The 26,344-nt window shown below is 58.7% G+C and carries 21 protein-coding genes and 1 pseudogene; 11 read left to right on the top strand and 11 right to left on the bottom strand.

Going from position 1 to position 26,344, the window contains the following annotated elements:
• Nucleotides 1–157: 157 nt before the first annotated feature.
• Nucleotides 158–1,192: an IS110 family transposase gene (locus tag ACTG2U_RS06690; protein WP_201035198.1), complete on the bottom strand. Its 1,035-nt coding sequence runs from the start codon at nt 1,190–1,192 to the stop codon at nt 158–160.
• 222 nt (nt 1,193–1,414) lie between these two features.
• On the bottom strand, nt 1,415–2,602 hold the full coding sequence (locus ACTG2U_RS06685; RefSeq protein ID WP_157160903.1) for a conjugal transfer protein TraF: 1,188 nt from the start codon (nt 2,600–2,602) through the stop codon (nt 1,415–1,417).
• 295 nt (nt 2,603–2,897) lie between these two features.
• Here ACTG2U_RS06685 and ACTG2U_RS06680 point away from each other — a divergent pair, with 295 nt between their 5' ends.
• Nucleotides 2,898–3,845, top strand: coding sequence for an IS30-like element ISAeca1 family transposase (locus ACTG2U_RS06680; protein WP_012564931.1), 948 nt, complete (start codon nt 2,898–2,900; stop codon nt 3,843–3,845).
• A gap of 179 nt (nt 3,846–4,024) precedes the next feature.
• Here the strand turns inward: ACTG2U_RS06680 and ACTG2U_RS06675 are convergent, their stop codons facing one another.
• The 8 genes from ACTG2U_RS06675 to ACTG2U_RS06640 form a co-directional block, all read right to left on the bottom strand.
• Complete coding sequence (locus tag ACTG2U_RS06675; RefSeq protein ID WP_041204923.1) at nt 4,025–5,167, bottom strand: IS4-like element ISAs18 family transposase; 1,143 nt, start codon at nt 5,165–5,167, stop codon at nt 4,025–4,027.
• A gap of 27 nt (nt 5,168–5,194) precedes the next feature.
• Nucleotides 5,195–5,671 carry a hypothetical protein gene (locus tag ACTG2U_RS06670; protein ID WP_439974262.1) on the bottom strand — a complete coding sequence of 159 codons (477 nt, stop codon included), beginning with the start codon at nt 5,669–5,671 and terminating at the stop codon, nt 5,195–5,197.
• 460 nt (nt 5,672–6,131) lie between these two features.
• Nucleotides 6,132–6,938 carry a tryptophan synthase subunit alpha gene (trpA, locus tag ACTG2U_RS06665; RefSeq protein WP_439974261.1) on the bottom strand — a complete coding sequence of 269 codons (807 nt, stop codon included), beginning with the start codon at nt 6,936–6,938 and terminating at the stop codon, nt 6,132–6,134.
• Nucleotides 6,935–8,128 (bottom strand): tryptophan synthase subunit beta, encoded by a 1,194-nt coding sequence (gene trpB, locus ACTG2U_RS06660; protein WP_005338139.1) that lies wholly within the window; start codon nt 8,126–8,128, stop codon nt 6,935–6,937. The genes trpA and trpB overlap by 4 nt, the downstream gene beginning before the upstream one ends.
• Before the next feature lie 47 nt (nt 8,129–8,175).
• A complete protein-coding gene (gene trpCF / locus ACTG2U_RS06655; protein WP_439974260.1) occupies nt 8,176–9,672 on the bottom strand; it encodes a bifunctional indole-3-glycerol-phosphate synthase TrpC/phosphoribosylanthranilate isomerase TrpF in 1,497 nt (498 codons plus the stop codon).
• The gene (gene trpD, locus ACTG2U_RS06650) at nt 9,672–10,700 is read right to left on the bottom strand and encodes an anthranilate phosphoribosyltransferase (RefSeq protein WP_439974259.1); all 1,029 of its coding nucleotides are present in this window, start codon (nt 10,698–10,700) and stop codon (nt 9,672–9,674) included. The genes trpCF and trpD overlap by 1 nt, the downstream gene beginning before the upstream one ends.
• A gap of 10 nt (nt 10,701–10,710) precedes the next feature.
• Entirely contained in the window at nt 10,711–11,310 is a 600-nt protein-coding gene (locus ACTG2U_RS06645) for an aminodeoxychorismate/anthranilate synthase component II (RefSeq protein ID WP_005359135.1), read from the bottom strand.
• On the bottom strand, nt 11,303–12,937 hold the full coding sequence (locus ACTG2U_RS06640; protein WP_439974258.1) for an anthranilate synthase component 1: 1,635 nt from the start codon (nt 12,935–12,937) through the stop codon (nt 11,303–11,305). Before ACTG2U_RS06640 ends, ACTG2U_RS06645 begins: the two co-directional genes overlap by 8 nt.
• Before the next feature lie 434 nt (nt 12,938–13,371).
• On the opposite strand from ACTG2U_RS06640, the gene rnm reads away from it, so the two are divergent.
• The 6 genes from rnm (at nt 13,372) to tesB (ending at nt 18,555) form a co-directional block, all read left to right on the top strand.
• A complete protein-coding gene (gene rnm, locus ACTG2U_RS06635; RefSeq protein WP_439974257.1) occupies nt 13,372–14,253 on the top strand; it encodes an RNase RNM in 882 nt (293 codons plus the stop codon).
• A 106-nt stretch (nt 14,254–14,359) separates the two neighbouring features.
• Nucleotides 14,360–14,980: an L-threonylcarbamoyladenylate synthase gene (locus ACTG2U_RS06630; protein WP_005338129.1), complete on the top strand. Its 621-nt coding sequence runs from the start codon at nt 14,360–14,362 to the stop codon at nt 14,978–14,980.
• Nucleotides 14,973–15,842, top strand: a complete 870-nt coding sequence (locus ACTG2U_RS06625) for a segregation and condensation protein A (protein WP_439974256.1) — start codon at nt 14,973–14,975, stop codon at nt 15,840–15,842. The genes ACTG2U_RS06630 and ACTG2U_RS06625 overlap by 8 nt, the downstream gene beginning before the upstream one ends.
• Nucleotides 15,826–16,398: an SMC-Scp complex subunit ScpB gene (gene scpB / locus ACTG2U_RS06620; RefSeq protein ID WP_005350230.1), complete on the top strand. Its 573-nt coding sequence runs from the start codon at nt 15,826–15,828 to the stop codon at nt 16,396–16,398. The genes ACTG2U_RS06625 and scpB overlap by 17 nt, the downstream gene beginning before the upstream one ends.
• 134 nt (nt 16,399–16,532) lie before the next feature.
• Nucleotides 16,533–17,456: a 23S rRNA pseudouridine(2605) synthase RluB gene (gene rluB, locus ACTG2U_RS06615; RefSeq protein WP_005347347.1), complete on the top strand. Its 924-nt coding sequence runs from the start codon at nt 16,533–16,535 to the stop codon at nt 17,454–17,456.
• A gap of 232 nt (nt 17,457–17,688) precedes the next feature.
• Nucleotides 17,689–18,555 carry an acyl-CoA thioesterase II gene (tesB, locus tag ACTG2U_RS06610; RefSeq protein ID WP_439974255.1) on the top strand — a complete coding sequence of 289 codons (867 nt, stop codon included), beginning with the start codon at nt 17,689–17,691 and terminating at the stop codon, nt 18,553–18,555.
• Nucleotides 18,556–18,633: 78 nt separating this feature from the next.
• On the opposite strand, the pseudogene aceK reads toward tesB, so the two are convergent.
• Nucleotides 18,634–20,360, bottom strand: a pseudogene (gene aceK, locus ACTG2U_RS06605) (bifunctional isocitrate dehydrogenase kinase/phosphatase).
• Between the two features lie 206 nt (nt 20,361–20,566).
• Between aceK and ACTG2U_RS06600 the strand changes: the two are divergent.
• The 4 genes from ACTG2U_RS06600 (at nt 20,567) to thrC (ending at nt 26,238) form a co-directional block, all read left to right on the top strand.
• Nucleotides 20,567–21,274: a tRNA/rRNA methyltransferase gene (locus ACTG2U_RS06600; protein WP_439974254.1), complete on the top strand. Its 708-nt coding sequence runs from the start codon at nt 20,567–20,569 to the stop codon at nt 21,272–21,274.
• 250 nt (nt 21,275–21,524) lie between these two features.
• Nucleotides 21,525–23,984 carry a bifunctional aspartate kinase/homoserine dehydrogenase I gene (gene thrA / locus ACTG2U_RS06595; RefSeq protein WP_439974253.1) on the top strand — a complete coding sequence of 820 codons (2,460 nt, stop codon included), beginning with the start codon at nt 21,525–21,527 and terminating at the stop codon, nt 23,982–23,984.
• Nucleotides 23,985–23,986: 2 nt separating this feature from the next.
• On the top strand, nt 23,987–24,967 hold the full coding sequence (thrB, locus tag ACTG2U_RS06590; RefSeq protein ID WP_439974252.1) for a homoserine kinase: 981 nt from the start codon (nt 23,987–23,989) through the stop codon (nt 24,965–24,967).
• A complete protein-coding gene (gene thrC, locus ACTG2U_RS06585; RefSeq protein WP_439974251.1) occupies nt 24,964–26,238 on the top strand; it encodes a threonine synthase in 1,275 nt (424 codons plus the stop codon). Before thrB ends, thrC begins: the two co-directional genes overlap by 4 nt.
• The last annotated feature ends 106 nt before the right edge of the window (nt 26,239–26,344 follow it).

Below are 26,344 nucleotides of genomic sequence, written 5' to 3'. Positions count from 1 at the left end.
TAACTCCCTCGCCATGATGTCATCCGAGCCTTGCTTCCTTATCACTACACCGGTATATGCATACCCAGGTCTAATTCAGGCTGTTACAAGGACGGTACCCGTTTCTTCATCAGTGCCTGCAAACTCAGTAACGTAGATTTTCTAAGCAAATATCAAATTAACTTCCTGCAAAAGCTCTGTTCATACTGAAATCAACCGAGTCAGTTAGTACACGCCAGATGATCCGAGTTAACTTATTTGCCAGGGCGACAGTGGCTTTCAAGAAGCCACGCCGCAATTCAATTGCCTTAACCCATCTCCCTAAACTGTCATCCCGTTTTTGCACACAACGCATCACCGCTCGAGCGCCATGGATGATCAAGGTCCTCAAGTTACGATTACCGTTCTTGGTCATGGATGAAAGCCGTTGTTTTCCACCTGAACTGTGCTGTCGAGGGACTAAGCCACACCAAGCAGAAAGCTCACGGCCGCTGGAAAACTGGGTGGCATCAACCTCACTGACCACCGCAGCGGCAATCAGTGGCCCGACACCAGGAATGGTCAATAAGTGGTGATAGGCAACCTGCTGGCTGGACAGTTCAGCTAGTTCCTTATCCAAGACATCAATCCGTTCAGTGAGCATCTGCATATCTTCTCGTAACAGGCTCAGTAGTCGGCGAAGCGTGAAGGTTATCGTATTGTCTCCGTCTTCAAGCACTTCTGGCAGTTGTCGTTGCAGGCGTTGTAACCCGGCTGGAATAATGACTCCGTACTCGGCAAGTAATGCCCGTAGTTGGTTAGCCAGAGCGGTTCGCTGCTCAACTATGAGCTGGCGAGCACTACGTAACGCCTTGATATCTTGTTGTTCTGTAGTTTTAACTGAGACGAAGTGGATCCCTGGTCGGCAAGCTGTTTCACAAATAGCTAATGCATCGTTGGCATCATTCTTCTGGTGTCTTGCAAAGGCTTTGACATGCTGTGTGGGAATGAGCTTTACGTCATAGCCCATCGATATCAGTGCTCGTCCCCAGAAATGAGATGTTGAGCAAGCTTCCATAGCAATCAGTGTTTGCGGTGGAAACTGGCGCAACGTGTGGAGCAGTTTCTGGCGAGATATTTTACGATTCCAGGCAACAGAACCATCAGCCATCCATACACACACCTGAAAAACAGACTTAGCAATATCGATTCCAACTACTTTGATCGTGTTCATGTGGTGATCCCCCAAGTTGAACGCTGTCAGCCTAAGTATGAAACTGACCGCGCAGGGAGGGGGCGTCCATCACATCACTACAGTTACTACCTAATGGATTACTACAACTGGCGGCGTCCACATCAACACAACGACGGGATGCCGCCAGCAATAGCCGATACTTTGCCTGACCAAGTGTCTAGATTTAGTTGGCCACTACATAACTACACCTGTACAGCTTAATCAGAGCATCAGCCGAGTGGTCAGCATAGCACCGACTGCGTTATCTGATCCTATCTGGCCTGCTAGGTCGATATGGAAGACACCCCATGGCGAAACACCCAAACCAGCGGTGAACACATTTGGCATTTCACCACTGATATCTGCACGATATCCCGCACGAACTTGAAGCCATTTGGCTATATCCAGCTCGGTGCCAATGCTAGCGTATTGGGAATCTTTCACGCCCTTGAATGTTTTGGTTTTGTTCACATCTACATCAGCCGCGACAGTAACCCAATCATTTGAATAGGCGGCACCGATCGTTCCGACCGGTGCGACCTGGTAAATATACTGTGAACCAGCAACATCTTTGGTAGTCACGTCTTTGCTGATGATGTTACGAATTGTGGCACCGTAGGTAAAGGAACCTACATCCAGTGCGGCACCCAGATCAGCGTTAACGTGAGATTCGCTGCTACGATATTTATCATCGGTCACGTCATCGATATTGTAATCGTAGATGTTTGCACTGTAGTTGAAGGTCTCAATTTTCTGAACCTTGGGTGTAACACCGACATACAGAGGCATGCCAGACAGCTCGAATTTATGGGCTAGGGCAATCCCGTAGTCCTGAACAACAGCGACTACACCAACAGCAGTCGAGTTGAATTTATGCGCAGGATCTGCGGCCAGAGTCCCAGAGGCAACCCCGTCAAGGTAGTCTAGGTCAGACTGAGTTACGTTGCTCCCAATAATGCCTGTCGCATACGCATTACCGAATACTGATACAGACATAAGTTCGTTAGGCATCGCGACTTGCAGGTTTACACCTACATTACCTGCCGCATTTTTCCCCTGGGCCTTTTTGAAATCTTGGGAAAGCTGACCAGCTGCTGCTTGCGCATTGCCGCCACTGTTCACCAGATCGTTGTACTGCTTGTAGTGGTTATCTATATCGTCAAAGACATCGACAAGGCTGTCTTGGTCAGCGACTAGAGCACCGATAGAGGGCAGTACTACAGCGAAATCATCTTCGGTCTTGTACTTGGCTACCAATGCAGGGTTCACCGGGGCGGCAACACTGTAGTTGCTGCTGGCGACACCAACACCACCCATAGCATCATTGCGGGCATCAAAGCTGGCACCCGCTGCAAAGACATGGCCAGACATGATGGCGGGTACTGCGAAAGCTATCTTGAGTTTGTTCATCCTTAATTCCTCATAAATTGACCTGAGCTGTTTGATTTAACGTTAACTATTTTTTAATTAGCCATAACCATCAGACAGCATCAAGAGCCGATATGACATCAGAGGGCTTGCTACTACCGGATGGACCAATTCAACCTGCATTCCTATTGAGGTCAACACGATGATTAAACAGGAAACAATATTTCGCAAGCGTGAATTCAGATAATAAGTGCAATGCCCATGGTGCATAGGAGAGAGGCGGTCAACTACCAGTTAGGGTACGCTTCTTCTCGCCAAAGAAACAAAGCGATACACCATGAAATACCAGCAGTTGACCGAGGGGCTACGATACCAGATTGCCTGCCTCCGTGACCATGGCCTGTCACAGGCCCGCATTGCCAAACAGCTCGGGGTTCATCCATCGACTATCAGTCGTGAGCTTCGTCGTAATTGTGCTGGGCAGGCCTATCAGCCGCAGCAGGCTCACCAACTTGCCACGGCACGACGGCTGACGAGTCAGAAGCGTACTGTCCCGTCTGATACCATCGACTTTGTTTGCATGGCGCTGGTCGCGGACTGGAGTCCCGAGCAAATCAGTGGCGTTGGAGACATGATTAACTGCCCGGTTAGCCACGAGTGGATATACCGCTATGTGGCACGCGACAAGGCCAACGGTGGCACGCTATACCGGCATCTGCGTCAGGGTCACAAACGCTATCGCAAGGGTAAGAACAGCAAACGCAGTGTCATTCCCAATCCGGTATCGATTGATGAACGCCCTGCGATAGTCAATGAGCGGAGCCGTGTGGGAGATTGGGAAGTCGATACCGTGTTGGGTAAGCAAGGCAGCGGTGCAATAGTGAGTCTGTTGGAGCGTAAGAGCCGGCTCTACCTGGTTCAATACGTTCCCAGCAAAACAGCCAGCGCGGTGGCGGACACCATTATCAGCATGCTGAAACCCTACCAGGCACATGTCCATACCATCACAGCTGACAATGGTAGCGAGTTTGTCGAACATGAACGTGTTGCAGCAGAGCTGGAAGCGCAGGTGTACTTTGCGCATCCATACAGTGCATGGGAACGGGGACAGAATGAGAATAGCAATGGTCTGCTGCGGCAATATGTGCCCAAAGGCAGTGATTTGAGTGTGGTGACAGCAGAGGCACTGTCAGCCGTCGAAAAGCGGCTGAACTTCAGGCCGCGCAAATGCTTGGGATTCAAACAGCCACAGGTGGTTTTTGACGAACTTCTGAAAGCAGCCTGATTTTTAATCGGGAATTGCACTTCGAAGTTGAATTCGCGACAGCAAATGAATATGCAACAACATCTGACCCATGACAACGCTTTCCTTCCTTTAGCATTCTCGTTACATCAAGCACAATCTGATTTCCATGAGCTATATCTCCTGTCATAAGCCTCAGAGATCCCCTCATTTTTAGAGACTCAAATAATTCCAAGTGTGCGGGTATATAAGCGGTGTTGCTTCAGGTAGTAGATAAATTTATCCATCAACAAGACCGCATTGGCTTCTTTCATTTTAGGTAACAACTGGTAATAGATGACCCCTTGCCGAAAGAACGAATAGGTTCGGCTCTTGCTGGTATTGACCTTGATCGTTCTCTCTAGACCGACACTGTCTCCAGCCTTACCCAGCAGCGTCAGCAAGACGATGGCCAGGGCACTGAATAAAAACAGTCGGTCGCGCCGGACCGGATTACTGATGTGCACATCTCCCATACCCATGCCGAATTTGTAATCTTTGATATCACGAAAACTGGTCTCGATACCCCAGCGCTGGCCGTATAGTTGCAACGCCTTGGCGGCGCTCAGGTCGGTCCGGTTACTGGCCAGAAACCACGCGTCTTTCATGCCACTCTTATGACAACAATAGACCCGTTCGACAGGCTGTCGCTGCCCAGTTAGCTCCACCGCTTTGAGGGTTCGGGTGCGCCCGGTCGGCGTTAGCCAGTCCCGAGCTGGAACCTGCTCTACACCAGGGTAACCAACCAAAACATTTCCTTTAAATCTAATGAGATAAGCAAAGCCTAGCTCTTGCTCCAGGCGTTCGAACAGCTCCATGTAACCAAAGCCGCGGTCAGCTACTACCGTCACGAAGATACCCTCTGGCAACGTCTGCTTGAGCTTGGTGAGCAGCTCTTTCTCATGGGCATTGCGTTGCCCTTTGAGCAACGATTTCCGATGGGTTTTCCACAGCAGCGGAGTACTGCGACCGTGGTTGGTTTGCAGGCTGATAACCAAGGTACTGTGATCATCGGCATCGAATTCGGTCCAGTCCATGGAGACTACGATCTCGGTACGTTCACCGACCACATAGGGCACCCAATCGTCAAAGAGGCTCCAGACATTGAGCTTGGTGTTAGTGAGCAGGCGATCCACCTGTTTAACCGCATGTTTACGTTCGAGACCGTTGGCCAAGGAGAGGCCACTACCGATGGCGTGGATGGCCAGTGAACCTGACTCGATAACCCCGAGGGTAGCATTGGCGAGGGAAAGAACACGCTTAGCATGCATGTCCTGTCCAAATATATCGTCGATGTGGTTGAGGATTAGTTCGTGGTTAAACATGGGGATAGTCTGTTGGGTATTAGCTGGTCAAGGATGGCGATCATACCTCAGAAGCCGCGCCACGCCTCGCTCATATGAGGGGATGGTTAAGGTCATAAGCATGATAGTCGTTTCGAAACTTTTCATTAATTGTTGTGTCGACATCATTCTCTTATGATCTTCCGCCGCTTCATGAGCAATAAAGTTTCTAGCTTTTCTTGCTTCATGAATATTTTCTTCCACCCAATCGGGTAATCCATGCTCGTCAACAAGGAGCTTTATTTTTTCATGCAAAGTGCCTGAGTTGACTAACTTATAAATCTCATAAGAGAACTCACTATCCGACTTTTCGATATCAAATAGATGAGCCAAAGTTCGACAGTTATTTTCGAATTCAGTAGCGTATGCCAAAGCTCGTCCCATCTCGTATGTTGGGCTAAAAGTCGTAGGTTGGAGCTGAACGAAGTGAAGCCCAACGTTTACCGCGAAATATATCTGTAAATCTATTTTATGGATCTGCCACATCCATATTTATCCCGATCTGGTCGGTGCAATAATGCTCGCCTGTTGGGCTTCGTTATGTTCGGCACCAACCTAAAAAAACCACGCTACCGCCCCTGAGTGACAGCTCCCAGTTCGCTGCTGTTAACCTGCGAGATTGCAACAATCGCTGTCATGGTGTTCTTCCGAGAAGTTGATTGTCATTCGGGTATCTTAAGGGGGAGGGGGGCGCGTTGAGAAGCGTGTTTTGGCGGGAATCTGTGTTGGATCAATAAATTAGTCATCAGTGGTATCCAATGCGAGCAAATTTGGTTGCCGCAGATTCCCCTCACCCCAACCCTCTCCCGGAGGGAGAGGGCACAACACCCCCAGAGTCGCAAGTGGGGCGAAGCGATAAAAAGAAAGGGAGCCGGTCAGGCTCCCTTTTACATGGTTATGCGAACTGGCAACTCAGGGCCACAGACAGCTGACCCCATACCCGACCTTAGCGGTTGGTCGCAGCCTTCATCCCTTCCACAAACTCTTTCAGGCGGGTCAGCATATGTTCCGGGTTCTGGTGGTGGGTCTCGATGATTTTCACCACGGCGGAGCCGGAGATGGCACCGGCGGCGCCCGCGGCAATGGCTTCACGCACCTGAGCCGGTTCGCTGATGCCAAAGCCGAGCAGGGCGGGGGGCGCCTTGAACTCGCGCAGGGTATTGATCAGCCCTTCCACCGGCATGCCGGCCTTGGTCTCGGCACCGGTGACGCCAGCGCGGCTCACCAGATAGGTGTAACCATTGCCAAGCTCCGCCACCTGTTTCAGGGTCTCTGCGTCGCCATTGGGCGGGGCGATAAAGATGCTGTCGATGCCGAACTTGTCGGCGGCCGCCTTGTAGGGGGCGCACATCTGCACCGGCACGTCGGCAACCAGCACCGAGTCCACGCCCGCCTGCTGGCACTTCTCGTAGAAGCCTTCGATTTTGCGCACATAGACCAGATTGGCGTAGACCAGCAGGCCAATGGGCAGCTGCGGGTACTTGGCGCGGATGCGACCGAGCAGCTCGAAACAGTCGTCCGGAGTGGTGTGGCTGGCAAAGGCGCGCAGGGCGGCGCCCTGAATGGTGGGGCCATCCGCCACCGGATCGGAGAAGGGAATGCCGAGCTCGAGGGCATCGGCGCCCCCTTCTACCAGCGCATCGACGATGGCTAGCGACAATTCGGGGGTGGGGTCACCCAGCATCACGAACGGCACAAAGGCGCCCTGATTGGCTTCATCCAGACGGGAGAAGAGTTGTGCGTAACGGTTCATGACAAGGTTCCTTCTTTCTCAAAAATGTCAGCGACGGTGAAGATATCTTTGTCGCCACGGCCGGAGAGGTTGACGATGAGCACCTGCTCTTTTTCCGGTTCACTGCGGGCCATCTTGAGGGCGTGGGCCAGCGCGTGGGAGGACTCCAGCGCCGGGATGATGCCTTCGGATTTGGCCAGCTCCTGGAAGGCATCCAGCGCCTCCTTGTCGGTCACCGAGGGGTACTCGGCGCGGCCGATGGCGGCCAGATGGGCGTGCTGCGGGCCGACGGAGGGGAAGTCCAGCCCCGCCGAGACGGAGTAGGACTCCTGAATTTGCCCCTGATTGTCCTGCATCAGGTAGGAGTGCATGCCAAAGAAGACCCCCTTGCTACCGTGACCGAGCGGCGCACCGTGCTCGCCGCTCTCGATGCCGTGACCACCCGGCTCGACCCCGATAAGGCGCACTGACGGCTCATCGATAAAGTCGGCAAACATGCCGATGGCGTTCGACCCACCGCCGACGCAGGCGATCACCGCATCGGGCAGTCGCTCTTCTTTCTCGAAGCACTGGGCCTTGGCCTCTTCGCCGATCATCTTCTGGAACTCCCGCACGATAGTGGGGAAGGGGTGCGGGCCGGCGGCGGTGCCGAGCAGGTAGTGGGCCGACTCGTAGTTGGCAGCCCAGTCGCGCAGCGCCTCGTTGCAGGCATCTTTCAGGGTGGACGAGCCGGAGTGCACCGGAATAACGGTGGCGCCCATCAGCTTCATGCGAAAGACGTTGGGCTTCTGGCGCTCGCAATCCTTGGCACCCATATAGACCCGGCACTTGAGGCCGAGCAGGGCGCAGGCCAGTGCCGTCGCAACGCCATGCTGACCGGCGCCGGTTTCGGCGATGATCTCGTTCTTGCCCATCCGCTTGGCGAGCAGGGCTTGACCCAGCACCTGGTTGGTCTTGTGGGCGCCGCCGTGCAGCAGATCTTCACGCTTCAGATAGAGTCGGGTCTTGGTGCCCTTGGTCAGATTGCGAGTCAGGGTGAGCGGGGTCGGGCGGCCGGCATACTCGGTCAGCAGGGACTGAAACTCGGCGATAAAGGCCGGATCATCCTTGGCATCGACAAAGGCTTTCTCCAGCTGGAGCAGGGCCGGGATAAGGATTTGGGGTACATACATACCGCCAAATTCACCGAAAAACGGGTTGAGCAGGGTCATGGCTTCTTCCTTGTATTAGCTAAATCGAAACATCAAAAAGGGTTGCGTTACAGGTTGCGCAGTGCGCCGAAGGCGGCTGCTATCTTGTGCGCATCCTTCTGGCCCGGGGCACTCTCCACCCCGGAGTTGAAATCAAGGCCGAGGCAGCCCACTTGCGCCGCCTGCAGGGCGTTGTCGGGATTAAGGCCCCCCGCCAGCATCAGCTTGGCTTTATCGAGGGTGGCCAGCATGGCCCAGTCGAACGCCTGACCGGTGCCGCCGCTCTGGCTGCCGACTTTCGTATCCAGCAGCAGGCGATCGGCCGGATAGTCGAGGGCGGGCAGCGGCTCGTCGCTTGTGACTCCGATTGCTTTCCAGATCTGGCAGCCAGCGGGCAGCAGTGGGCGCAGGGTATCGATATAGGCGGCATCCTCATCCCCATGCAGCTGCACTGCAGAGAGCCCCAGCGCATCCACCGTCTTGGCGATGGTGGCGGGCTGGGCATTGCGAAATACCCCCACATAGGCGAGCGGCGCGCCCGCCATCACGGCGCGGGCGGCGGGGATATCCACATAGCGCGGGCTTTTGGCCACAAAGATAAGACCCCCGAACACCGCGCCCGCCTGATGGGCAGCGGCGGCATCTTCGGCGCGGGTCAGGCCGCACACCTTGTTCTGGCCCAATACCAGCTTGCGCACAGCCGCTTCCAGATCCGGCTCGGCCATCAATGACGAGCCCACCAAAAAGCCCTTGGCGTGGTGGCGCAGATCCGCCACCTGGGCGCGGTGGTTGATGCCGGACTCGCTGATCACTACCCGCTCGCTCGGAATATCTTTAGCCAGCTGTTTGGTGCGGTTCAGATCGACGCTCAAGTCGCGCAGATCCCGGTTATTGATGCCGATGACCGGTGCCCCCAGCGCGATGGCGCGGGTCAGCTCCTCCTCGTTGCTCACCTCGGTGAGCACGCCAAGGCCCAGCTCTTTGGCCACCGCGAACAGGGCGCGATAGCCCTCGTCGGTGAGCACCGAGAGCATCAAGAGGATGGCGTCCGCCTGATAGTGGCGGGCCAGATAGACCTGATAGGGGTCAATCATGAAATCCTTGCAGAGCACCGGCTGGCTGACGCGGCTGCGCACCCGCGGCAAAAAGGCGAAATCCCCCTGAAAGAACTTCTCGTCGGTCAGCACCGAGATGGCGGTGGCGTATTTGCCATAGATGTCGGCGATGGCCTCCGGGCTGAAATCATCGCGGATCAAGCCCTTGGAGGGGGAGGCCTTCTTGCACTCCAGAATAAAGCGGGTGGAGCCCGCCTTGAGGGCTCCGACGAAATCCCGATCACTTGGGGTCAGCGCGCTCTGGAAGCTCTCCAGCGGCTGGGCCAGCTTGCGGGCGGCAACCCACTCCTGCTTGGCCGCCACGATTTTGCCGAGGATGGTCTGGCTGATGGAGGACATGTTCAGAAAAGCATGGGGGGCGATACGGTCTGACATCTCGTTATCCTTGCGAAACTGGCTCTTGCCCTGTGGGCGTTCTGAATGACTGCTGTGCGACATGGTGGCCGACATCATGCCTCCTGATGACCCGCGTCCTGATGGCTCAAAGTAGCCAGCCGGGCGGCGAGCTCCGCTGCTTTACCGCTCGCCAGCACCGCCAGCACCTCGGCCGCCGCGCTCTTGAGATCCTTAGCCTTGCCCGCCATCAGTAGCAGCGGTGCCACGTTGGCGGCGATGGCGGCGTTGTGGGCCGGGGTGCCACGGCCTTCCAGAATGGCGGCGGTGATGGCTCGGTTCTCTTCAGGCTCACCACCCTGAATGGCGCTGACCGGATAGGTCTCGAGGCCAAAGTCAGCCGGGGTGAGCAGAAATTCGCGGATCTCGCCGTCACGGATCTGGGCCACCTGGGTCGGGCCGTGGATGGCAATTTCATCCAGCCCGGCACCGTGCACCACCATACCGGTTTTCAGCCCCAGTGCCAGCAGGGTTTCGGCTATGGGGCGCACCAGCTCGGGGGCATAGACCCCCATCAGCTGATAGGTGGGACGAGCGGGGTTGATAAGCGGCCCCAGCACGTTGAACAGGGTGCGGGTCTTGAGGGCCTGACGCACCGGCATGGCGTGGCGCACCCCGGCGTGGTACTGGGGGGCGAACAGGAAGCAGATGCCGAGCTCGTCCAGACAGCGGCGCGCTTGCGCCGGGCTCATGTCGAGCTTGATGCCCATTTTGTCGAGCAGATCGCTCGACCCCGACTTGCTCGAGACCGAGCGGTTGCCGTGCTTGGCCACTTTCAGGCCGCAGGCGGCGGCGACCAGCGCCGAAGTGGTGGAGACGTTGATGGTGTTGAGGCCATCGCCACCGGTGCCGACGATGTCGCAGAAGGCATAGTCCGGACGCGGGAAGTCGCGCGCTTCTGCCAAGAGAGCCTCGGCGGCGCCGGCGATCTCCTCCGGGGTCTCTCCCTTGATCTTGAGGGCAGTCAGCAGGCTTGCGAGCACGATGGGATCCACTTCGCCACGTACCACCTGACCGAAGGCGTCACGGGTACTTTCACGGCTCAGAGACTGACCCTGATAGAGGGTGTTGAGATGTTGATGCATGTTGGTCTCCTTACCGCACACTGCTTTCTGGACGGGTGATATGGGCGAGCGCCTGGGTCAGCAGACGGGCCCCTTCCGAGGTCATGATGGATTCGGGATGGAACTGGAAGCCCAGCACCCGCTCATCCTGCTGCTCGATGGCCATGGGCATGCCCTGATAGTGGGCAATCACCGTCAGCTCTTCCGGTACATAGGTAGCGACCAGCGAGTGGTAGCGGGCCACCGGCAGCGGGCTCGGCAGACCGGCGAAGGCGCCGTGGCCGTTGTGCTCAATCAGGGACCGCTTGCCGTGGACAATTTCGCCTGCCGCCCCGACGGTGCCGCCGTAGGCTTCGCACAGGGCCTGATGGCCGAGGCAGATACCGAGGATGGGCACCTGACCACGAGCCAGCTTGATGAGGTCGATGAGGCAACCCGCTTCATGGGGGGCGCCCGGGCCCGGCGAGAGCACCAGCACGGCGTCCCCTTCACAGGCTGCGATCTCGCTCATGATGCGGCTCGCCGGCAGGCTGTTGCGGTAGATCCGCACCGGATAGCCGAGGGAGCGGAACTGATCGACGAGGTTGTAGGTAAATGAATCGAAGTTGTCGAGCAGGAAGATATTAGTCATGGCTCACGTCCTTATGTTGCTCCTGCTGGGCGCTCAGGGCTTGCAGGGAGGTGCCATGGCTGGCAGCGATGGCGGCCAGCACGGCGGCCGCCTTGGCGCGGGTTTCGTCCGCTTCGGCTTGCGGCTTGGAGTCATAGACCACACCGGCACCGGCCTGCACGTGGGCCACGCCCTCTTTGACAAAGGCGGAGCGGATGACGATGCAGGTATCCATCTCGCCAGCGCCGTTGATGTAGCCGACCGCGCCGCCGTAGCTGCCGCGGCGCTTGCCTTCCACCATGCGAATAAGCTCGCTGGCGCGGATCTTGGGGGCGCCGGTGAGGGTGCCCATATTCATGCAGGCCTGATAGGCGTGCAGGGCGTCAAGGTCGGAACGCAAGGTGCCGACCACCTTGGAGACCAGATGCATCACGTGGCTGTAGCGATCCACTTTCAGCAGCTCCTTGACGTAGCGGGTACCGGGCTCGGAGATGCGGGCGATGTCGTTGCGGCCCAGATCCACCAGCATCAGGTGCTCGGCCACCTCTTTCTCGTCCAGACGCAGTTCCAGCTCGATGCGGCCGTCGAGATCGCGGTTGATGCTGCCATCCGGGTTGAAGCCGCGGCGGCGGGTACCGGCGATGGGGTACATCTCCACATCGCGGCTGGCGGCGCAGAATTTCACCGCGCTCTCCGGCGAGGCGCCAAACAGGGTGAAGCCCTCATCCTGCACGTAGAACATGTAGGGGCTGGGGTTGGTCTGCTTGAGGCGGCGATAGGCGGCCAGGGGGCTCGGGCAGGGCAGGGAGAAACAGCGGGACGGCACCACCTGGAAGATGTCGCCACGGCGGATAAAGCCCTTGAGCTTCTCTACCTCGGCGCAGAACTGCTTGTCGCTCTTGTCCACGCTCATGCCGCCGCTCAGGGGCTGGGTGGTCAGCTCGGCGCAGAGGGGTTGCTGGCAAATCTGTTTGAAGTCGGTGAGTCGTTCGGTCAGGCGGGTGTATCTGTCTTCCACCTGGCTCTCGTCGCTGTCGCCGCCAAAGATGCAGGCGAGCAGTTGAGTGGTGCGTTCGATATGGTCGATGGTGATCAGGGTTTCGGCCACATAGAAGCAGTAGTCGGGGCAGTCGTTGCTCCCCTGTGGCACCTCGGGCAGATCTTCAAAGGAGGCGATCAGGTCGTAGGCGAAGCTGCCCGCCATAAACAGGGCTTCTTTACCCAACTGGCAATCGAGCTCCCGCTGCAGGGTGCGCAGCACGTCCAGCACGCTGCTCCCCTTGAGGCGGGAATCTTCGTCCAGCTCCCGATCGGAGGCCGGGAAGTCGAGCTGCAGTTCGCCATCTACCAGCGAGCGGGTCACCACCGCAGGCAGCCGCTCGGCCAGCAGGCTTTGCAACTGGGCGCCGTTGTCGTTCAGGCTGCGCACCCGCACGGTGCGGCCACGGCACTCGATGCGCAGGCAGGCATCGACCAGCAACAGGCTCTGTTTACCCGCCTTGGAGTCGATCTCGACCGATTCCAGCAGCAGGTTGTTGGGGCGACCCTGACAGAGGCGGGTATAGAGCGCCAGCGGATCGGCCACATAAGGGGCGTTGAGCTTGAGGGTATCGAATTCACCCAGAGGAAGGCGATGTGTGGCTGTCATAGTGCGTTCCCTTGCGTGTGATGCGGTTTACCGATGTTCATGCGTCTAATCCCGTAAAAATGCCTTGGAAATTGGGTCGGTTCGGGCGGTTTCAGTAGGGCCGCCATCGCCAGGTCATTGCGCTTGTCTGAATTCTCGGTTTCATCACAGGTCCATTTGCCGGATAATAAAAAAGCCCGCTGGGGTCAGCGGGCTTTTTCTTTGGGTTCTTAATTTGCTGTCAGATTACAGGTACAGCAACGACCACACGCCCGCATGTCAGGGAGTGTGCCACCACCAGATGGTCAGGATGGAAGTCGTTTGCATGATAAAGTCCTGTAAAAAGATGTTTGCAATGAAGTGCCTACAGAAAACGATAAAGCTGCGGCCAAGTCAAGTCGCTTTTTAGCCTTCTTTTTTTCAAGCGGGCCCCAAGACAAGAGCGAAACAAGCCGATGAGATTCGATCTTCACTGCCATACCACTGCCTCCGACGGGGTGCTGAGCCCGGCCGAACTGGTGCGCCGCGCCGCTGAAAAGCAGGTCGAGGTGTTAGCGGTTACTGACCACGACACCCTTGACGGGCTTGATGAGGTGCGCCGCACCATCGAGACCGAGCAGTTGCCGCTGCGACTGGTGAGCGGGGTCGAGATCTCCACCGGCTGGGAGCATCACGAAATTCATATCGTGGCGCTGGGGGTGGATGAAAAAAATCCGCAGCTGGTGGCGTTTTTGGCCGGGCAACGGGCTCGCCGGGAGGCTCGCGCACTGGAAATCGGGCGCCGTCTGGAGAAGTGTCTGATCCCCGGCACCTATGAAGAGGCCAAGGAATTGGCCGGTGATGCGGCTGTGACCCGTGCCCACTTCGCCCGGGTGCTGGTGGCGCGCGGGGTAGCCGACAACATGCAGAAGGTATTCAAAAAGTACCTGAGTCGTGGCAATAAAGGGTATGCCCCGGCCGAGTGGCCCGAGATGAGCGAAGCAATCACAGCCATTCACGCCGCGGGCGGGCTGGCGGTGCTGGCTCACCCTAGCCGTTACGATCTCACCGCCAAGTGGATCAAGCGGCTGCTGGTGGCCTTCAAAGCGGCCGGTGGCGATGCCATGGAGGTCTCATTGCCTCAGCAGAGCCCGCAGGAGCGGGCCAATCTGGGCCAGTGGGCCAAGGATCACGACCTCTATATCTCGGTGGGATCGGATTTTCACTTCCCCTCCAACTGGACCGAGCTGGGCCGCCATCTCTGGCTGCCCAAAGAGGGAATGCCCGTCTGGTTGGCTTATCCCGGTCACTTTGGGCTCACCACCGAACAGCATGCCGAGCTGCTGGCAAGCCGGTAACGGCGCCAGCGAAGCGGCCACAAACAGGTTAAGGTAGTGTCATGGGTCTTTGACCCGTGACCATACGAGCGGGCAGGTATTGCTGCCCCCATTGCGAGAACAAGCTATGAGTCAGCATTTTTACGTACATCCGGAAAATCCCCAGGCCCGTCTGATCGGTCAGGCGGTACAGATCATCCAGAACGGCGGCGTCATCGTCTATCCGACCGACTCCGGTTATGCGCTGGGTTGCCAGATGGGTGACAAAGGGGCGCTGGAGCGCATCTGTCGCATCCGTCGCCTCGACGCCAACCACGACTTCACCCTGGTGTGCCGCGATCTCTCCGAGATCTCCACCTACGCCAAGGTCGACAACAGCGCGTTTCGCCTGATCAAGAACAATACCCCGGGCGCCTACACCTTCATCTTCAAGGCGACCAAAGAGGTGCCGCGCCGCCTGATGAACGAGAAGAAGAAGAGCATCGGCATCCGGGTGCCGGACAACAAGATAGCTCAGGCGCTCTTGGAAGCCCTCGGCGAGCCGCTGCTCTCCACCACACTGATCCTGCCGGACTCCGAGATGGCCGAGTTCGACCCGGAAGAGATCTTCGACAAGCTGGGCAAGCAGATTGATCTGGTGGTCAACGGCGGTTATCTGGGCGAGCAGCCCACCACTGTGGTCGATTTCTCTGACGACGAGCCGGTATTGCGTCGTCGCGGTGCCGGAGACCCGACCCCGTTTGAGTGATGTCGCTGAACCGGTGACTGTTCCTTCCGCCGAGACGGGGAGTGGCGCCGTACTACCCATCGCGAAAGTCCTGGGGCAGCCCTATCACGAGCTGCCCCAGGATCTGTTCATCCCGCCCGATGCGCTGGAGGTGTTCCTCGATACCTTCGAGGGGCCGCTGGATCTGCTGCTCTATCTGATCCGGCGTCAGCAGCTCGATATCCTCAACCTGCCGATCCTGCAGATCACCGCCCAGTACATGGAGTACGTGGAGCTGATGCAGGGGCTCAACCTTGAGCTGGCGGCTGAGTATCTGCTGATGGCAGCCTGGCTGGCGGAGATCAAATCCCGCCTGCTGCTGCCCAAGGCGCCGGAGCTGGAGGATGAAGAGGAGGGAGAAGACCCGCGGGTGACCCTGATCCGCCGCCTGCAGGAGTACGAGCGCTACAAGGTAGGGGCGGAGAGGGTCAATGAGCTGCCACGGGTGGAGCGGGAAATTTATATCGCCGCTGCCTTGCCCCCCGATTTTGGCGCCCTCAAGCCACTGGCGCCCGATGTTTCGCTGGTTGAGCTCGCCCTTTACATGCAAAGTGTGGTAAAACGCGCGACTCATTTCGAACATCACCAGATCCGCCGCGAACAGATCCCGACCCGGGTGCGCATGGCGGAGATCCTCGCCATGCTGACTCTGGGGCAGACCCTGCGCCTTGAGCAGGTGCTGCGCGCCGAAGAGGGGCGCATGGGGGTACTGGTGACGTTTCTGGCCCTGCTGGAGCTGTGCAAGGAGCAACTGATCTGGATCCTGCAGGCAGAACCACTCGGCCCAATCCATTTCGCATTGGCCGAGCAGAGCGAGGAGGGCAACCGTGGCGCTGCCCACTGAACGACTCAAGACCCTGATCGAAGCGGCGCTGTTTGTGGCCGGTCGCCCGCTCAATGTCAGTGAACTGAAAAGCAGCGTGCTGGCGGATTATCCGGTGACCAGTCGCTATGTTCAGCTACTGTTGGCCGAGATCAGGCAAGATTACAGCTCGCGAGGCGTCGAGCTCAAAGAGGTCGCCTCCGGCTGGCGCTTTCAGGCGCGTCAGGAGTATGCCGAAGAGCTCTCGCGGCTCTGGAGCGAGCGGGCGCCGCGCTATTCGCGCGCCGTGATGGAGACGCTGACCCTGATCGCCTATCGCCAACCCATCACCCGGGCCGAGATCGAAGCGATCCGCGGGGTGGCGGTGTCGAGCCAGATAGTGAATACCTTGAAAGAGCGTGGCTGGGTGCGCAGCATAGGCCACAAAGAGGTGGCGGGTCGCCCCGAGCTGCTCGCCACCACCAGAGAGTTTCTGGATTACTTTAATCTGCAGAGTCTGGAGCAGCTCCCCGAGCTTGATCCTGAGCTGCAACCCCTGTTGCCCTCTGCGGTGGACGGGGAGAGCGATGCCCGGTGAATGGCGCCCAAGCGTGCCGATTTCACCGAGATATACATTTTTCAACTGTGGCGAGTGCTCCAACCGGCGTTTGTTACAGTTAACCCCGTTGCCCCTTTTACCAGTGGGCAGCGATCAACAATCAGGTAACCCCGATGAGTGAAAAACTGCAAAAAGTGTTGGCCCGCGCGGGTCACGGCTCCCGTCGTGAGATGGAGGCCCTGATCACCGCAGGTCGGGTCAGTGTGGATGGCAAGGTCGCCACACTGGGGGATCGCGTCGAAGTGAACGCCGTGATCCGGGTGGATGGTCACCAGGTCAAGACCCGTGCCGCAGAGGAAGTGATCTGCCGCGTACTGGCTTACCACAAGCCGGAAGGGGAGATGTGTACCCGTCACGATCCGGAAGGTCGTCCCACCGTGTTTGATCGTCTGCCCAAGATGGAAGGTGCCCGCTGGATCGCGGTCGGCCGCCTCGACGTCAACACCTCAGGTCTGCTGCTGTTCACCACCGACGGTGAGCTGGCCAACCGTCTGATGCACCCGAGCCACGAAGTGGAGCGGGAATACGCGGTACGTGTCTTTGGCGAAATCACCGAAGCCATGCTGCAGCGTCTGCGCAAGGGCGTGCAGCTGGAAGATGGCACCGCCAAGTTCAACAAGATCAAGCCGGCTGGCGGTGAGGGTCTGAACCAGTGGTTCAACGTCACCCTGACTGAAGGTCGCAACCGTGAAGTGCGCCGCCTGTGGGAATCCCAGGAAGTGCAGGTGAGCCGCCTGATGCGTATCCGCTACGGCGACGTCAAGCTGGACCGCGGCATCCCGCGCGGCGGCTGGCAAGAGCTGAAACTGCCGGAAGTGAACTACCTGCGCGGTCTGGTCAACCTGCCGCCGGAGACCGAATCCAAGGTCGATCTGCAGCAGGATGGCAAAACCAGCCGTCACAAGCAGGCCGCCCAGATCCGTCGCGCCGTGCAGCGTCACAAAGAGATGCAGGGCAAAGAGCCGCGCGCTCGCGCCACCACCGCCCGTCGCAAGCCGCAAGCCTCTACCCGCAACTCCGGCACCGGTAGCAAGTAAGCTGGCAACCCGTTGCGAACTGTGTGCCGTCAAATAGCGCGCAGTCGGCCAAGCAAAGGCCCGCACCAACTGGTGCGGGCCTTTTTGTATCAGCGCTCCTTGGATGGTAAAAGAGTGGCTGGTGAGAAATTGAGGGGAATTTCTGTCGTCTGTTTGCCCGCAGACTCGCCGCTGCGGTTGCTCTGCTCCGGTGAGCTTGTTAGCCTGTGCGGCTCTGATAGAGGAGTGAACGATGAGCAAGGTACTTGATGAGCTGCTGGCGTTGCTGGCGCTGGAAAAAATCGAGGAGGGCCTGTTTCGGGGCCAGAGCCAGGATCTCGGTCTGCGGGCCGTGTTTGGCGGACAGGTAATGGGGCAGGCCTTGTCAGCTGCCAAGCAGACGGTCGAGACCGGCCGTCAGGTTCACAGTTTTCACTCCTACTTCCTGCGTCCGGGGGATGTGACCCGTCCCATCGTCTATGACGTGGAGAATATTCGCGACGGCCAGACCGTCTCTACCCGCCGGGTCAAGGCGATTCAGGGCGGCAAGCCCATCTTCTATCTCAACGCCTCGTTTCAGGTGCCGGCCGATGGTTTCGAGCATCAGGCGCAGATGCCCACCGGCATCACCCTGCCGGAGGAGCTCAAGAGCGAGCTGGAGCTGGTGCGCCCCTACGAGAACCTGATCCCGGCCTCCCTGCGGGACAAGATCCTCTGCGAGCAGCCCATCGAGATGCGCCCGGTGACCCTGGTAGATCCTATTCGGCCGACAGTGCAGGATCCGGTGCGCCACGTCTGGTTCAAGGCCAACGGTCAGATGCCGGACGATCTGCGGGTGCACAAATACCTGCTGGCCTACGCCTCCGATTTCAACTTCCTGCTCACCTCGCTGCAGCCCCACGGGGTATCCTACTGGGAGCCGGATATGCAGGTGGCCACCATCGATCACTCCATGTGGTTCCACCGGGATTTCCGCTTCGACGACTGGCTGCTCTACGTGGTAGACAGCCCGAGCGCCAGCAGCGGTCGCGGTCTGGTGCGCGGTCAGTTCTTTACCCGTGACGGCATGCTGGTGGCGAGCACCATGCAAGAAGGGGTGATCCGCCGTCGCGGCAGTTAAGGCGCAAAGCGGATAGCAAAACGGGGTGGCTTGGGCCACCCCGTTTTCGTTGCTGCGATGTGCGCGGGCGCTGCGGGATCAGCCGCCGCGCTGGTACTTGAAGCGCTTCTTGCGCCGGTAGGGATAGACATCCTCGAACACCCCCACCTTGATGTTGCTCTGCAGCATCTTCCAGTAGTTGGCGTCGAACATCTCCTTGTGCAGCTGCAGCATGATCTCCCGCACCTGCGGCTTTTGCAGCAGGAAGGTGGCGAACTCCTCGGGGAAGATGTCGTTGGGGGCCACCGAGTACCAGGGCTCGGCGCTCCACTCATCCTCGGGGTAGCGGGGCGGCGGGATCTGGCGGAAGTTGCACTCCGTCATGTAGCAGATCTCGTCGTAGTCGTAGAAGACCACCCGGCCGTGACGGGTGACGCCGAAGTTCTTGAACAGCATGTCCCCCGGGAAGATGTTGGCCGCCGCCAGCTGCTTGATGGCGTTGCCGTACTCCTCCAGCGCGAGCCGGGTCTGCTGCTCGTCCGCCTTGTCCAGATAGAGGTTGAGGGGGATCATCTTGCGCTCGGTATAGAGGTGCTTGATCACCAGCTTGTCGTCGCTGATGGTGAGCGCCGAGGGTGCCACCGTCTTGAGCTCGGCAAGGAGCTCGGGCGAGATGCGATCGAGGGGAAACTCGAAGTTGGTGAACTCCTGGGTATCGGCCATCCGGCCCACCCGGTCGTGCTGTTTAACCAGCCGGTATTTTGCCTTCACCTGCTCGTGGCTCACATCCTTGGGCGGGGTGAACTCGTCTTTTATCACCTTGAACACCACATCGTAGGAGGGGAGGGTGAACACGCTCATCACCATCCCCTTGATGCCGGGAGCGATGATGAACTGATCCCGACTCTGGGCCAGATGGTGACGGTAGTGGCGATAGAGCTCGGTCTTGCCGTGCTTTTGGCAGCCGATGGCGTTGTAGATCTCGTAATCGGGCTTGTGGGGCATGATCTGGCGCAAGAAGGCGACAAACAGCGCCGGTTCGCGGGCATAAACCATGAAATAGGCGCGGGCGAAACCAAACACGATGGAGGCGAGATCCGGCTCGAAGATCACTGTGTCCACATAGATGCTGTGGCCGGTGCTGAGCAGGGGCAGGATAAAGGGGAAGACCTGATCCCGGGCCCGGATCAGCCCCACCAGATAGGCCCCCTTGTTGCGGTAGAACACCTCTTTGAGCAGCTCGATGGCAAAGGGCTCATCATGGAGTATTTGTGGGCCGTTCTCCGCAAGATGGCGGTGGATGTCGACAATATCCCGCTGCTTGTCCTCATAGGGGAGGGTGAAGCTGTAATCGCCGAGTAGCTGGCTCAACGTCTGCGGCAAGTGGGCCAGATCGGTGCGATAGATCCGCAGCAGGGAGCTTAAATCCGGTTTTTCGCCACGGCTGACAAAGGGGTGGATATAGAGGTTCTCGTCACGGATATTGCGATGGCGAAAGATCCGGCGATAGACGGAGTTGAAAAGGACTCCGCCACCTCGAAGTTGTCACAACGGGGCAGCAGATCGCTGAAGGCGCTTTTGACCCGCTTGAGCAGCTCCTGGGTGGCGTGATGCTCCCCCATCATCTGGCGGATGGAGCTGGCGGTTGCCCCCACATGGTGGTCATAGAGGCGAATACGCTCCCGTCCGGCGAGCTGCACCCCCAGCCAGTCACTGTTCTCGAAGCGGCTCTTGCTGCCCTGGGTTATCTCGAGAAACCGGCTGTAAAACGACTCGAAGCGTTGCAAGATAGTCTCGGCGACGGCCTGTTCCAATGGCTGCTGCATCTCTCTCTTCCTTGTGATCTGTCGGGCCGATAGCGCGAAGGATTGGGTGTAATTTGTTCACACGTCAGGCCACTATCGCAACATTCAAACGTCTGTTCAAGTGGCAATTTTTGGGGATAAACGGTAGATTGCGCCCCTGTTTTGGTGATGGTTTAGCGACTGTTTGCTGTCTGTTTGAGAGGCCGTCCGGCCTGTGAGGAAACCCGATGAAGCTCTATTTTGTCCTGGTGGCACCTGCCCGTCCTGCGAACGTGGGGGCGGCGGCCCGCGCCATGAAAACCATGGGATTCGATGCCATGCGACTGGTGGCGAGCCGGGTACACGAAGAGGAGGAGGCGAGCTGGGTGGCCCACGGCGCCCAGGAGATCCTGACTCAGGCCGAAGCGTTCGAGACTTTGCCCGAGGCGCTGGCGGACATGGATCTGGTGATCGCCACCACCGCCCGTGAACGCGGTCGCTACCAGCACTACCTCACGCCGGGGGAGATCCGCGAGCAGATCCGCAGCAAGCCATCGCTCGGCAAGGTCGCCATCGTCTTTGGCTGCGAGGAGTCGGGGCTCTCCAACGAGCAGCTGGCCGAGGTCGATCTCATCAGCTATCTGCCCCTCAAGGTGAGCTACCCGTCTCTCAATCTGGGGCAGGCGATCATGCTCTACGCCTACGAGATGAGCCAGCTGATGGATGAGCTGAACGCCGACGGCGCCTCTGCGGTAGCAGAAAATTTTGATAACGCCGGGCAGGTTCGGGTGCTGAAAAGCAAAACAGCAGAATTGCTGGGTGAACTCGGAGTTTCGCAGGATGAAAAACTGCATCAATGGGTGATGGACCGGGTGCCCATGCTGCCGCAGCGGGATTTGAACATGCTCCACCTGCTCTGCAAAGACCTTGCGCGCAAACTTGGCAAAGAGGTTTAAGTTGACAGCCCATCGCCCGCCGCGGTATTGCTAAAAGCCAGCTTCGTCAACGAGTGTTCGTCATGCAGTTATTCACCAACGTCATCACCACCACCATTATTACCGGTACCACCACAGGTGGCACTGGGGCCGGTTGATGCGCTGACGAACAAGCACAGAAATCAAAAAAGGCCCGTACCCACCCAGTACGGGCCTTTTTGTTGGATTGGTTTTTAGATTGAATTTCATAGATTTACAGGGAGAGAAAGCGATGAGAGTGTTGAAATTTGGCGGGTCTTCACTGGCCGATGCAGAGCGTTTTTTACGGGTGGCCGATATCGCGGTCAACACCCACGGCCAATCTCAGGTAGCCCTGGTGCTCTCTGCACCCGCCAAGGTGACCAATCATCTGGTGGCGCTGGTGGAACAGACCAGCCGCGGCATGGATGCCAGTTCCACCCTGTTTGAAGTGAACGGTATCTTCTCCCGCCTGCTGGCCGGGTTGAAGGCGGCCTATCCGGCGCTCGATGACAAGGCGCTGCTGGCCCGCCTCACCGCCGAGCTGGATCAGGTGGAGCGCCTGATGCAGGGCATTCGTCTGCTGGGCCTCTGCCCGGACAACGTGCAGGCGCGCATTCTGAGCCGTGGCGAGAACCTCTCCATCGCCTTTATGCACGAACTGCTGCGGGTGCGCGGTCTGGATCTGGAGCTGATCGTACCGGAAGAGCTGCTGGTCACCGACGGCGGCTACCTCGAAGCCCATGTCGATATCGAAGCCTCCCGCCTGCGCTTTGCCGCCAAGGGATTACGCAGCGATTGTCTCTATCTGATGCCGGGCTTTACCGGTGGCAGCGACAAGGGCGAGACCGTGCTGCTGGGTCGCAACGGCTCCGACTACTCCGCCGCCGTGTTGGCTGCCTGTGTCGATGCCGAGTGCTGCGAGATCTGGACTGATGTCGAAGGCTGCTACAGCTGTGACCCCCGTCTGGTGCCGGATGCCTACCTGCTGAAAACCCTCTCCTACAAGGAGGCGATGGAGCTATCCTACTTCGGTGCCAAGGTGCTGCACCCGAAAACAATCGCGCCGGTGGCCCAGTTCCATATTCCCTGCCTCATCAAGAACAGCTTCAACCCGCAGGGGCCGGGCACCCTGATCGGCCCCGAGAGCGGCGACGATGACCTGAAAGTGAAGGCCATCTCGGATCTCTCCGGCATGTGCATGTTCAACGTCTCCGGTCCCGGCATGAAGGGGATGGTCGGCATGGCCGGTCGCATCTTCTCCGCCGTCTCCCGCGCCGGGGTCAGTATCGTGCTGATCACCCAGTCCTCTTCCGAGTACAGCGTCAGCTTCTGTATCCACAGCTACGACAGTGAGAAGACCCGCAAGGTGCTGGAGCGCGAGTTCGAGCTCGAATTCAAAAACCAGCTGCTGGAGCCGCTGGATATCATCAGCGATCTGGCGATCATCTCCCTCATCGGTGACGGCATGCGCACCAGCAAGGGGATGGCAGCCCGCTTTTTCACCTCGCTGGCGCAAGCCTCCATCAATATCGTCGCCATTGCACAGGGGTCGAGCGAGCGTTCCATCTCTGCGGTGGTGCGGGATCGCAAGGTGGCGGAAGCGATCAAGGCGTGTCACCAGAACTTCTTTGGCAGCCAGCAGTTTATCGATCTCTTTGTGGTCGGTGTCGGCGGCGTCGGTGCCGCGCTGGTGGATCAGATTGCCCGCCAGCAACCGGTTCTGGCCGAGCAGGGCACTGGCCTTCGCGTGGTCGGCATTGCCAACAGCCGCCAGATGGCGGTCAACAAGGATGGCCTGAACCTCGCCAACTGGCGTGAACAGCTGGTGGAAGCCCGCGACAGCTTCTCGCTGGAAGGGGTGAAAAAGCTGGTGGAAGATAGCCACATCATCAACCCGGTGATCGTCGACTGCACCTCCTCCGAGGCGGTGGCCGTCCAGTATGCCGACTTCCTCGCCGCCGGTTTCCATGTGGTGACTCCGAACAAGAAGGCCAACACCGGCTCGCTCGATTACTACAAGGCGCTGCGCCGCACTGCCCGACAGACTCGCCGCAAGTTCCTCTATGAAACCAACGTCGGCGCCGGTCTGCCGGTTATCGAGAACCTGCAGAACCTTATCAAGGCCGGTGACAAGCTGCGTGCCTTCGATGGCATTCTGTCCGGTTCGCTCTCCTTTATCTTCGGCAAGCTGGACGAGGGGATGGCCTTCTCTGAAGCCACCAAGATTGCTCGCAGTAACGGCTTTACCGAGCCGGATCCCCGCGACGATCTCAACGGCATGGATGTGGCGCGCAAGCTGCTCATTCTGGCTCGCGAAGCCGGCATGGCGCTGGAGCTCTCCGATGTCGAGGTAGAGCAGGCGCTGCCACCCGGCTTTGATGTGAGCGGCGATGTAGAAGCCTTTATGGCCCGTCTGCCCGAAGCCGACGGCTGGTTCCGCGACCAGTTCGCAGCCGCGCAAGCTCAGGGCAAGGTGCTGCGCTATGTAGGCTCCATTGAAGGTGGCAAGTGCAAGGTCGCCATCAAGGCGGTCGGTGGCGACGAGCCGCTGTTCAAGGTCAAAGATGGGGAGAACGCGCTCGCCTTCTTCTCCACCTACTACCAGCCGATCCCGCTGGTGCTGCGCGGCTATGGCGCCGGTACCGAAGTGACTGCCGCTGGCGTCTTTGCCGACGTGCTGCGCACCCAGAACTGGAAGCAGGAGTTGTAAGCATGAGTTCAGACATGTACCAGAGCAGTAGCGTGGTCGCCTATGCACCCGCCTCCAGCGCCAACCTGAGCGTGGGATTCGATGTACTGGGGGCGGCGCTCGCCCCCGTGGATGGCTCTCTGCTCGGCGATCGGGTGCAGGTAAAAGCGGCTGACGTGCCGTTCGCCCTCTCATCCGTGGGCCGTTACGCCCACAAGCTGCCGGACGATCCGAAAAAGAATATCCTCCATGACTGCTGGGTGGCCTATGGCGAGGCGCTGGAGAAGCGGGGCCTTAAACTCAAGCCGCTCGAAATGGTGCTGGAGAAGAACCTGCCGGTGGGTTCTGGTCTGGGGTCGAGTGCCTGCAGCGTGGTGGCGGCCCTTGAGGGGCTCAACGCCTTTCACGGCGAGCCCCTCGACGAGCACGACATGCTGCTGCTGATGGGGGAGATGGAAGGCAAGATCTCCGGCTCCGTTCACTACGACAACGTGGCCCCCTGTTATCTCGGCGGCATGCAGCTGGTGCTGGAAGAGCACGGCGTTATCAGTCAGGGTATTCCGGTGTTCGATCAGTGGTACTGGGTGGTCTGCTACCCGGGCACAGTGGTCTCTACCGCTGCCGCGCGCGCCATTCTGCCGGCCCAATATCGCCGTCAGGATTGCCTCACCTATGGCCGCCGTCTGGCTGCCTTTGTCCACGCCAGCTACACCGGACAGGAGGGATTGGCGGCGAGCGTCTTGAAAGACGTGATTGCCGAGCCCTACCGCGCGGCGCTGATCGAAGGCTTTAACGAGGTGCGGGCGCAGGCGGCCCAGAACGGCGCGCTGGCCACCGGCATCTCCGGCTCCGGCCCCACCGTATTTGTGGTGATGAAGGATCTGGCGCAGGCCGAGCGGATGAAAGATTGGATGGAAGCACATTTCGTGCAGAACGAAGATGGATTTGCCCGGGTCTGCAAACTGGACATGGCCGGGGCACGGGTAACAGGAAGCGAGCTATGAATCTCTACAACATCAAGGACAACAGCGAACAGGTGAGCTTCGCGCAGGCGGTGCGTCAGGGCTTGGGTCGCGAACAGGGGCTCTTCTTCCCCGAACAACTCGAACCGCTCGCCGATGTGGATGCCCTGCTGGATCTGCCGCTGGCCGAACGCTCTGCCCGCATCCTGAGCCACCTGCTGGGGGACGAAGTGCCCGCTGCGAAGGTGAGCGAGCTTATCAACGCCGCCTTCACCTTCCCGGCGCCGCTGGTGAAACTCAAAGACGGCACTTATGCCCTCGAACTGTTCCACGGCCCGACCCTGGCATTCAAGGATTTCGGCGGCCGCTTTATGGCCCAGTGTCTCGCGGCGTTTAGAACCAACGACAAGATCACTATCCTCACTGCCACCTCCGGCGACACCGGCGCCGCCGTGGCCCACGCCTTCTACGGGCTGGAGGGGATCGAAGTGGTGATCCTCTATCCCAAGGGCAAGATCAGCCCCTTGCAGGAGAAGCTCTTCTGCACCCTCGGCGGCAATATTCGCACCATCGCCATCGACGGCGACTTCGATGCCTGTCAGGCGCTGGTAAAACAGGCCTTTGACGACGAGGCGCTGAAAAAGGCCATTGGCCTCAACTCCGCCAATTCCATCAATATCAGCCGTCTGCTGGCGCAGGTTTGCTACTACTTCGAGGCGGTGGCCCAGCTGCCGAAAGCCGATCGCGCCAAGGCGGTCATCAGCGTGCCGTCCGGCAACTTTGGTAACCTCACCGCAGGCTTGATTGCCAAGGCACTGGGGCTGCCGGTGAAGCGCTTTATCGCCGCCACCAACGCCAACGACACCGTGCCGCGCTACCTGAAAACCGGTCAGTGGGAGCCGCACCAGACAGTGGCCACCCTGTCGAACGCCATGGATGTCAGCCGCCCCAACAACTGGCCGCGGGTAGAGGAGCTCTGCCGTCGCAAAGGCTGGGCGCAGGAGACTCTGGGGTCAGGCATGCGCGACGACGCCCAGACTCGCGATGCGCTGAAACGCCTGCACCAGCTTGATTACCTGTGCGAACCCCACGGCGCCATTGCCTGGGATCTGCTGGGGGAACAGCTGGCCGAGGACGAAGTGGGGGTGTTCCTCTGCACCGCCCATCCCGCCAAGTTCAAGGAGTCGGTGGATGAGATCCTGGATCTCGATGTACCGCTGCCCGGCCCTCTGGCCAAGCACGCCGAGCTGCCGCTGCTGTCCGTTAATTTGCCTGCGGAGTTTGCCCGGTTAAGAGCGTTTTTGGTGGGTTAAGCCGCCGAACTGAGATAACCGATAGAAATAAAAATCCCCCGGTAACGGGGGATTTTTATTTCTGGATGGGAAAAGGTGGTTCAAATTCGATTTTTTACTCGATAGG

Source organism: Aeromonas sp. 95A, assembly GCF_051919235.1.
GTDB classification, from domain to species: Bacteria; Pseudomonadota; Gammaproteobacteria; order Enterobacterales; family Aeromonadaceae; genus Aeromonas; species Aeromonas veronii.
The sequence above is the reverse complement of the archived record's forward strand: the minus strand, read 5'-3'. Positions and strand labels throughout refer to the sequence as shown.

Bases quoted from the DNA above. Each gene is read 5' to 3' on its own strand.
- ACTG2U_RS06685 (WP_157160903.1), bottom strand. From the start codon at position 2,602: ATGAACAAACTCAAGATAGCTTTCGCAGTACCCGCCATCATGTCTGGC.
- ACTG2U_RS06630 (WP_005338129.1), top strand. From the start codon at position 14,360: ATGAGTCAGCATTTTTACGTACATCCGGAAAATCCCCAGGCCCGTCTG.
- thrB (WP_439974252.1), top strand. From the start codon at position 23,987: ATGAGTTCAGACATGTACCAGAGCAGTAGCGTGGTCGCCTATGCACCC.
- thrA (WP_439974253.1), top strand. From the start codon at position 21,525: ATGAGAGTGTTGAAATTTGGCGGGTCTTCACTGGCCGATGCAGAGCGT.
- ACTG2U_RS06690 (WP_201035198.1), bottom strand. From the start codon at position 1,192: ATGAACACGATCAAAGTAGTTGGAATCGATATTGCTAAGTCTGTTTTT.
- rluB (WP_005347347.1), top strand. From the start codon at position 16,533: ATGAGTGAAAAACTGCAAAAAGTGTTGGCCCGCGCGGGTCACGGCTCC.
- ACTG2U_RS06675 (WP_041204923.1), bottom strand. From the start codon at position 5,167: ATGTTTAACCACGAACTAATCCTCAACCACATCGACGATATATTTGGA.
- thrC (WP_439974251.1), top strand. From the start codon at position 24,964: ATGAATCTCTACAACATCAAGGACAACAGCGAACAGGTGAGCTTCGCG.
- trpD (WP_439974259.1), bottom strand. From the start codon at position 10,700: ATGCATCAACATCTCAACACCCTCTATCAGGGTCAGTCTCTGAGCCGT.
- rnm (WP_439974257.1), top strand. From the start codon at position 13,372: ATGAGATTCGATCTTCACTGCCATACCACTGCCTCCGACGGGGTGCTG.
- trpCF (WP_439974260.1), bottom strand. From the start codon at position 9,672: ATGTCGGCCACCATGTCGCACAGCAGTCATTCAGAACGCCCACAGGGC.
- ACTG2U_RS06670 (WP_439974262.1), bottom strand. From the start codon at position 5,671: ATGTGGCAGATCCATAAAATAGATTTACAGATATATTTCGCGGTAAAC.
- tesB (WP_439974255.1), top strand. From the start codon at position 17,689: ATGAGCAAGGTACTTGATGAGCTGCTGGCGTTGCTGGCGCTGGAAAAA.
- trpA (WP_439974261.1), bottom strand. From the start codon at position 6,938: ATGAACCGTTACGCACAACTCTTCTCCCGTCTGGATGAAGCCAATCAG.
- ACTG2U_RS06640 (WP_439974258.1), bottom strand. From the start codon at position 12,937: ATGACAGCCACACATCGCCTTCCTCTGGGTGAATTCGATACCCTCAAG.
- ACTG2U_RS06680 (WP_012564931.1), top strand. From the start codon at position 2,898: ATGAAATACCAGCAGTTGACCGAGGGGCTACGATACCAGATTGCCTGC.
- ACTG2U_RS06600 (WP_439974254.1), top strand. From the start codon at position 20,567: ATGAAGCTCTATTTTGTCCTGGTGGCACCTGCCCGTCCTGCGAACGTG.
- ACTG2U_RS06645 (WP_005359135.1), bottom strand. From the start codon at position 11,310: ATGACTAATATCTTCCTGCTCGACAACTTCGATTCATTTACCTACAAC.
- trpB (WP_005338139.1), bottom strand. From the start codon at position 8,128: ATGACCCTGCTCAACCCGTTTTTCGGTGAATTTGGCGGTATGTATGTA.